Origin of the sequence: Rhizobium sp. SEMIA 4085 (genome assembly GCF_013004495.1) — a bacterium.
GTDB classification, from domain to species: domain Bacteria; phylum Pseudomonadota; class Alphaproteobacteria; order Rhizobiales; family Rhizobiaceae; genus Rhizobium; species Rhizobium gallicum.
Genome location: NZ_JABEPH010000327.1, coordinates 1 through 6,918 on the forward strand (window position 1 = coordinate 1; position 6,918 = coordinate 6,918).

Sequence of the window (6,918 nt, forward strand, 5' to 3'; positions counted from 1 at the left end):
AGTTGCTTCCGCGTGAAGTTATGCGATGCTCTTTGCCTAAATGGCGCCTGAAATAACAGGTTCCAAAACACGGGGGCAGAGAAAATGATTGAAATTCACGGTTCTCAGCATGCAAATGGCAGACCGGAGCATCCTTTGAACTGCCGGACGGAAGTCGAAGCCGCGATGTTCGAAATGATCAAGCGCTTGCAGCAGCATGGCTGGACGCCTGCCGAGGTGGCGCTCGCGCTTGCGGATGCGGCCGAAGATTATGTGATGCTGCTCGCCAGCAAAAAAGCCGGAAGCCACTGACGGCTTCACCTCGCGCCTAACCGCCCTGCGAAGCGTACAGAGTTTGCGCGCATTCCAGGGCGGAAACGCGGGCAATATCCACCGGCGATCACCCGGATGCCAAAAGATGGCGCAGCCGCGGGAGCTGGCGAATGTCTGACGCGGAAACGAACGGATTTGCGTCCCAGCCAGCCTGCCTCGCCACCGCGACGATTTCGGGCTGGTCGTCGAAAAATATCGGGCGCTCGCCGGAGCCGATGCTCAATCGGGAATTGATCGCCTCGAAAAAGCGGATGTCCTTCTTCGGGTATCGAATTTCCGCACTGTAAAACATACGGTCGAACAGCTTCGAGAAGCCGAGTTCGTTCCAGAGAAATCGCGCCCGGTGATGCTCCTGGCCGGTGGCGACGTAGAGCTCGACATCACTGCCGCTCCTTATGCTCTCGACCAGATCAAAAACCTCCCTGTTGAGATTCGAATCCTTTTCGAACCAATATCTCATGAAGTCCTTCGCATCGCCGTGATATCCAACCTGAGGGAGAATCTCGGCAAGCGCCTCCTCGAGATCGCGTTTGCCGATGATGCATTCAGCCATAAGCGAGATCGAACGGTCGCCCGCTTTTCCAAAGAAGAGGTTGCCGAATGCTGCCCGGTCAACGTCGAGATCGGCCTCGATCGTCGCATCCCAGGGCTTGCGAAGCGACGGATCTGAATGCCAGCCATCGATCAGAACACCGTCAACATCAAAGGAGATTTTCACCATCCCAAATCCTGCATCGAAGCCCAGCTAATCGCAAGTCAGCGGGACCGTCCAGGCACGGCACTTGTCTTGCGGGCATCAAGGCGCGTCTCGCGGCGATCTCCATCGAAATACCGGCCACTTTTGCGAGCCAGCTCCGCTTCGGTCAAACGGCAAAACTCTGCAGCCCGCCCTTCAGCGGCGCATTTGAAACCTACGTCGAACGTATCAAACAACTCGTTGTCGAGCTGCTTCAGAAGGCGGGGAATCCATTTTCCTTTCCCGGACCATGTGCCGCGTCCAAGAAGCATCAGGTCGGCAAGAGGCTGATGAGGCTGGGACGCAATCGCGCGGATTTCAGCTCCGCTGCGTTCACCCCGAATGATCGTCCAACAAATCGGTGATCTGATATCGGAGAGCATCCAGCTCCTGTCCGGCAAGCTCAGGTGGACCGTCCTTCAGCAACTGCGCAGCATGGCTTGCCAAACCCGACCCTTCTCCTTGTCCGGCCCTATAACGTGTCCATCTTGGGCGCTAACACAGCTATGAATCTGGCGGTCACGGTAGACGTTAATGCTGCCACCCTGAACGGCACGACTCTTGCACAGTTACTAATGTGTTTGCCGCTAGGAGTTCAAGTGTAATGAACTGGCACAAATTCGGATCGTTCGCGCCGCTGATGCTGGTGATGAATGGCTCTGAAAAATACAAGTTGGTGAGGTCGCTGGGAGACGCTGCAGAAGCCCTGTTCGCGTCGTGGCCCCTCGACGATGGCGAGGAATACCTCGTGGCCGTTAAGACGTGTTTGGAGGCGTTGCACGGCACGACGTCGCCGGCTGAGGCGAGATCTGCACTGATTCGAGCGGCCGAGGAAGCTGGCATTCCGGTGATCACGGTTGTTCACTGAGGGTCGCAGGAACAAATCAACACTGGAATGGTTTGGTTTGGGACCATAGAAGGGAGCCGCCATGACGACCATGCCGCCTGAGCCGACGCCAGGCCCAAAGCCGGGGCCGGTTCCTGATCGGCCGCCCGATGTTCCCGAACCGCCCATCGAAGAGCCCATTCCGGATTTGCCGCCCGAAGAAATTCCGAATCCAACTCCGCCTCCAAAAGAGTTTCCGCCGACGATGAAGTGAGTTCAAGCGCTCCCTCATGCCGCGCTCCTCTCGTGCCGCTGCCGTGGGAGCCATGAACGCTGCTTCGTACTGCCGTGCATGGCGTTTTGTGCCGCGCCAGCAGGTGGCCAATGCAAAGCCTCGGCGGCATCGTGGGCGATTGGCGATTGTCGTCTGTGGCGGCAATGCCCGGCACGCGCATTCAGCCACGGCTTCAAGCCCTTCCGGTTCTTCTTGCCTTTGGCGTCGAGTGTTGGCGGGAAGCACGACCGAAGAACATGACGCGCCAGGACGTGGCCGGGATCGTGCCATATACATGCATCATCCCAACGACAATTTTGAACAAACATCGGCTCCCCAAGGATTACGCAAGGCGGATGACAGCGCTGGGCCCATACCTACCGGCGGGCGATCTGCTAAACTGTTCGAATGATGACAACCAATCGGTACAGTTTTCGCAAGGTGACGCTGGATGATCTCGATATGCTCATGGGATGGCAATCGAACCCGCATGTCCGTGAATGGTGGGATTCAGATGAGCCATACGATGAAGCGGACTTGGCTGATCCTCGGGCAGCGCGCTGGATTGTTTCAAACGCCGAGCGCCCATTTGCGTTCATGCAGGACTACACAGTTCACGGGTGGGAAGATCACCATTTTGCCTTTCTTCCCAAAGGCTCGCGGGGAATTGACCAATACATCGGAGACCCCGAAATGGTCGGTGTTGGGCATGGATCAGCATTTATCAGCATGAGAATGCAGGCTCTCTTTGATGAGGGGGCACCTGTGATCGCGACTGATCCGCATCCAGACAATGCACGGGCGATAGCCGTCTATAAGAAGCTGGGTTTCGAGCTGTTTGGACCACCTCAGAAAACACAGTGGGGTCTGATCTTGCCCATGTTGGCTAAGAACTAAGCGTCGCGAATGCAACGGCAGCAATGTCCCGCGCTGCCGACACATGCGGAGGATTGGTCAAACACTCGGCGGTTATGCCGAAAGCCGACATCGGCTAGCTATCGTTTGGGAGTACACGGCCTAGACCCGCTGCGGCGGAGCTCTTTTTAATGAGGGAGCGAATGTGAAGGCAAGGAGCGCCGGCCGTTACGGCAACTTACCCGTTCGGCAGTGCGGTTGACCTTCGAAGAATCCCATGCGGCCGGCGCTGGACGAACAAGAAGATGGCTTCGTTTGCCTTATGGGGCGTTTAAGCGTATTTTTAGTTATCGGTCCGACAATTTCAACCGGGTGCCCCGGGCCGCTTGAGAGACGATCTGCTCTTGCCTGAAATAGGAGAGCTGTTATGTCTCTTTTCGAATTAATTTCCTTTACCGATGATGAGATTGAACTGATAACGTCCGTAGTCGGCCGTTGGTCAGAGAGAAATCATGTTGATGTCAAAAGCGAACACGGCCAGGCTGCGCTAGCGCAGGCAATCGCCCTCGTCAGCTCCGGCATGAGTTCGCCGGGTGCCATCGTGGGGAGGCTCGATGAGGTTTGCGCGCCGCCCGCCCCGGAGTATCCTAGGTCTCTTGTTGACTAGTAAACGCTAGTGGCGACGAGGTAGTCCTTCGTCTTATGGCACTACCGTCCAAGAATAATCGCCCTATCCGCCGGATTGCGTCTGCGAACGCAATGCCCATCGCCATGCCGCCGACGCCGATGTCGGCAAGCGCGCCGATCCCCGTCAGCTTGCAATGCTGAACATCATCTGTGACCTTTCGCATTCCGGAAGATCCTCCTAGATGGCCGCTGCCTGAAATAGCGGACCTCTTCCGCGTAATCGATAATTCCAAATGGCTAATATATAGAGCAGGTTCGTCGTGTTATTCAGTCGTTTCAAGAGATAAGTCAGGGAGGGTAAGGTGTTTCGATTGAGCGCTCGGTTCGCGTTTTTAGCCGCCTCTGCATTGAGTCTGCAGCCGTCCATGGCAGCGGCTGCCGACGATACGCAGATTGCGCGCGGCGAATATCTCGTCACGATCAGCGGCTGCAACGACTGCCACACACCGGGATACTTCTTTGGAAAACCGGACAGCTCGCGATTTCTGGGCGGCTCGGATGTCGGTTTTGAAATCCCGGGGGAAGGTGTTTTCGTCAGCCCCAACATTACGCCTGATAAGGAGACCGGCATCGGCAACTGGACCAGCGAGCAAATCGTGACTGCGATTCAGACCGGGCAACGGCCCGATGGTCGCGCCCTGGCGCCAATCATGCCGTGGCATGCATTCGCGAAGCTCACCGAAGAAGACGTGACATCGATTGCGGCATTCCTTCAAAGCCTGAAACCGGTAAGCCATCAAGTACCTGGTCCTTTCAAGCCAGGGGAGAAGGTTTCAACCTTTATGTTCCGGATTTTGCCGCCGGGCGAAACCGCAGCCGCCGCGCCAAACTAGGAGGTAACGAATGCCGGGTGAAGGTGGCGGTGGAGTTGCGGGCGTCAGGAAGCACCCAAAGCAGCCATTGAACGCTGCATCCATTCCGACTATCGCACTTGCTCCGCGATGGGTGCCTGTCGTCCTTGACCACGACTTGGCTCACTCAGCGCCATGACGATGTTGCGGATCCGCGGCGGCTGTTCGTCGAATACATTGACGAGGCGTCGCAGGCCTACGGCGATGCTCTCGTGCATGACGGTCTCGACGATCCGGCCAAAGCTGGATTTCGCCATACGCCATCATGAACAAGCTGCGTTTCTTCGCAATGCCTGAAATGCTCACAGCTGCTGCAGTGTGCTGACCCGGATCGTCGAAATCTACGACGCCCCCGGCCGGGAGCGATCTCCGAAATCTACACGAAGGAACCCTACAAGAAGAAGTTGGCGCGCGGCGCGTCGGAACGCCTGTCGAACAGAACCTAGGTCGTTCCATTTGCCCTGCGCGGTCGTATCTATAATGAAATCAATAACTTGGAATATGGTTTGGCGACCCCTGCAGGACTCGAACCTGCGACAACCTGCTTAGAAGGCAGGTGCTCTATCCAGCTGAGCTAAGGGGCCATCCAGCCGCTGCGTCCTTGCAGCGGCGAGAAGGGCATGCCTGAGCGCTCAATGCGTCCAGGGCTGCGTGCGGGTATAGCGAAAATTATCAGGATAAGCGACTGTCTGGCGAGCCGGTTCCTTCGGCGCGATCACGCGGTATTCGATGCCATTGCGCTTGGCATAGGCTTCCGCCAGTTCCTGCGTCTCGAAGGTCAGTCTCACCTGCTGGCGCATATCGCCGGAGGACGTGTAGCCCATAATCGGATCGATCCTGCGCGGCTGCTCCTGATCGAATTCAAGCACCCAAAGATGCGTCTTCGCCTTGCCGGACTGCATGGCGGTCTTGGCTGGACGGTAGATCTTGGCAGACATCAGCTGCTCGCCTCCGGATATGCGGGCCTGACCCGCTGTAACTTACCCTCCCATCCCGTCTCCGGAATGGTCTTCATCGCCTCTATAACGCGACGAGATGAATTTTGCTTAGCCGCGAATCCCTCGACTTTCAAGAAAAAAGCCAACTGAGGGGAATGCTTGCGCCGCAAGCCGAGATCCAGCCCGCGGAGGGCTTGGTGATTGAAACGACAATGCCGTGTTGAAGACGGGGAAGACGCGAATTAGATATTGCGGGGCCGGGGTGAAGCGTGTATTGCCCCCTCTCACGGAGTGTAGCGCAGTCTGGTAGCGCATCTGGTTTGGGACCAGAGGGTCGGGAGTTCGAATCTCTCCACTCCGACCATCCTTTCAAAAAATGTTGTCTTCGCAGACGGCCAATGGCCCTGCGCAGGAGCCGTAAATGCAAGTTGAAGTCCCCTGCCCCAAGTGCGGCAAGACCCGGATGAACTTTCCGCGCCCGCAGCCGCTCGATAGCGACATCATCACCTGCTATCACTGTGACTTCGAACTCGGCACCTACGGCACCATCAAGCGCAAGATGGCGCTGTTCATGGACCGACTGATCCAGTCCAAGGCCAAACCGGTGAGAAAGCAGTAATTCCAAGAGGATCCGGCCGACGCTTCGGCGCGCCGCTACTCTTTCCTCGTCACCGTGGCGCTTGCGACCTTGTCGCCGATCTTGATTTCGAATTTCCTGACGATGCCGGCGTTCAGCTCGACGACGTATTTCACCTCACCCATCGAATCAATGATCGCCCTCGAATAGGGCACGGCATTTTCCTTGATGTGGCGGATGGTGCCGCCGCTGTCGATGAAGAGCATGTCGAGCGGCAAAATGGTGTTCTCCATCCACATGGTCCCCCGCCGCGGCTGGCCGAAGTCGAAGATCATTCCGGCATCCTCGGCCATTTCCTTGCGGAACATCAGGCCGTACTGCCGCTGCTCACTGCTGGCGGCAATCTCCACCGTGAAATTCAGCATCCTGCCGGAGGCAGTCTGGATCACCAACGGTTCCTTGTCGAAATGGGGTTGCTGCTGGGCAAAGGCGGAGACGGCCAGGATGAAAAAAAGCGCCAGAAAGGCGCCTTTGATGGCCTGTATTGCCATGCCGCGAGGCATCAGTGCGACCGGCTTGCCGGGCTTGGCATATCCGGGTGAATTTCGGCTGCCATCAGGCCCTTGTCGCCATCGCCGTAGCGGACGAGGACGACCTGACCGGGGCGAAGCTCCGTCAAGCCAAAGCGACGAAGCGTTTCCATATGCACGAAGATATCTTCCGTACCCTCGCCGCGCGTCAAGAAGCCGAAGCCCTTCGTGCGGTTGAACCACTTCACCAGTGCCCGCTCGAGGCCGCTCGTCGGGGTGACCTGCACGTGGGTGCGCACCGGCGGCAGCTGTGACGGATGGACGGGGTACGC

The 6,918-nt window shown here is 57.4% G+C and carries 12 protein-coding genes and 2 tRNA genes; 8 read left to right on the top strand and 6 right to left on the bottom strand.

The features are described 5' to 3' along the window. Positions 1 to 135 precede the first annotated feature (135 nt). A complete protein-coding gene (locus C9413_RS25170) occupies positions 136 to 291 on the top strand; it encodes a hypothetical protein (protein WP_223844036.1) in 156 nt (51 codons plus the stop codon). 88 nt (positions 292 to 379) lie between these two features. Here C9413_RS25170 and C9413_RS25175 read toward each other — a convergent pair whose 3' ends face one another. Continuing rightward, positions 380 to 1,033: an HAD family hydrolase gene (locus C9413_RS25175; RefSeq protein WP_210263604.1), complete on the bottom strand. Its 654-nt coding sequence runs from the start codon at positions 1,031 to 1,033 to the stop codon at positions 380 to 382. A gap of 619 nt (positions 1,034 to 1,652) precedes the next feature. On the opposite strand from C9413_RS25175, the gene C9413_RS25180 reads away from it, so the two are divergent. The 3 genes from C9413_RS25180 to C9413_RS25190 all read left to right on the top strand — a co-directional run bounded on the left by C9413_RS25180 (position 1,653) and on the right by C9413_RS25190 (position 3,670). Beyond that, on the top strand, positions 1,653 to 1,916 hold the full coding sequence (locus C9413_RS25180) for a DUF982 domain-containing protein (protein WP_039844779.1): 264 nt from the start codon (positions 1,653 to 1,655) through the stop codon (positions 1,914 to 1,916). Between the two features lie 640 nt (positions 1,917 to 2,556). Beyond that, positions 2,557 to 3,045 carry a GNAT family N-acetyltransferase gene (locus C9413_RS25185; protein ID WP_039844778.1) on the top strand — a complete coding sequence of 163 codons (489 nt, stop codon included), beginning with the start codon at positions 2,557 to 2,559 and terminating at the stop codon, positions 3,043 to 3,045. A gap of 385 nt (positions 3,046 to 3,430) precedes the next feature. After that, a complete protein-coding gene (locus tag C9413_RS25190; RefSeq protein WP_039844777.1) occupies positions 3,431 to 3,670 on the top strand; it encodes a hypothetical protein in 240 nt (79 codons plus the stop codon). Here C9413_RS25190 and C9413_RS25195 read toward each other — a convergent pair. Further along, complete coding sequence (locus tag C9413_RS25195) at positions 3,651 to 3,854, bottom strand: DUF1515 family protein (protein WP_039844776.1); 204 nt, start codon at positions 3,852 to 3,854, stop codon at positions 3,651 to 3,653. The two genes, C9413_RS25190 and C9413_RS25195, sit on opposite strands and share 20 nt — an antisense overlap. 138 nt (positions 3,855 to 3,992) lie before the next feature. Here C9413_RS25195 and C9413_RS25200 point away from each other — a divergent pair, with 138 nt between their 5' ends. Both C9413_RS25200 and C9413_RS25205 read left to right on the top strand, forming a co-directional pair. Continuing rightward, positions 3,993 to 4,523 carry a cytochrome c gene (locus C9413_RS25200; RefSeq protein WP_039844775.1) on the top strand — a complete coding sequence of 177 codons (531 nt, stop codon included), beginning with the start codon at positions 3,993 to 3,995 and terminating at the stop codon, positions 4,521 to 4,523. Between the two features lie 125 nt (positions 4,524 to 4,648). Then, complete coding sequence (locus C9413_RS25205) at positions 4,649 to 4,810, top strand: hypothetical protein (RefSeq protein WP_170251052.1); 162 nt, start codon at positions 4,649 to 4,651, stop codon at positions 4,808 to 4,810. A 238-nt stretch (positions 4,811 to 5,048) separates the two neighbouring features. Here C9413_RS25205 and C9413_RS25210 read toward each other — a convergent pair. Next, a tRNA-Arg gene (locus C9413_RS25210) sits at positions 5,049 to 5,125 on the bottom strand. Between the two features lie 48 nt (positions 5,126 to 5,173). Then, positions 5,174 to 5,479 (bottom strand): ETC complex I subunit, encoded by a 306-nt coding sequence (locus C9413_RS25215; RefSeq protein WP_039844773.1) that lies wholly within the window; start codon positions 5,477 to 5,479, stop codon positions 5,174 to 5,176. A 287-nt stretch (positions 5,480 to 5,766) separates the two neighbouring features. Here C9413_RS25215 and C9413_RS25220 point away from each other — a divergent pair. Both C9413_RS25220 and C9413_RS25225 read left to right on the top strand, forming a co-directional pair. Beyond that, positions 5,767 to 5,843, top strand: a tRNA-Pro gene (locus C9413_RS25220). A gap of 57 nt (positions 5,844 to 5,900) precedes the next feature. Beyond that, entirely contained in the window at positions 5,901 to 6,098 is a 198-nt protein-coding gene (locus tag C9413_RS25225; RefSeq protein WP_082046510.1) for a hypothetical protein, read from the top strand. 35 nt (positions 6,099 to 6,133) lie between these two features. On the opposite strand, the gene C9413_RS25230 is transcribed toward C9413_RS25225, so the two are convergent. Further along, complete coding sequence (locus C9413_RS25230) at positions 6,134 to 6,607, bottom strand: DUF192 domain-containing protein (protein ID WP_246703843.1); 474 nt, start codon at positions 6,605 to 6,607, stop codon at positions 6,134 to 6,136. Positions 6,608 to 6,618: 11 nt separating this feature from the next. Further along, positions 6,619 to 6,918, bottom strand: a 300-nt coding sequence (locus C9413_RS25235) for a cold-shock protein (RefSeq protein ID WP_170251054.1), incomplete at its 5' end; no start/stop codon positions are given.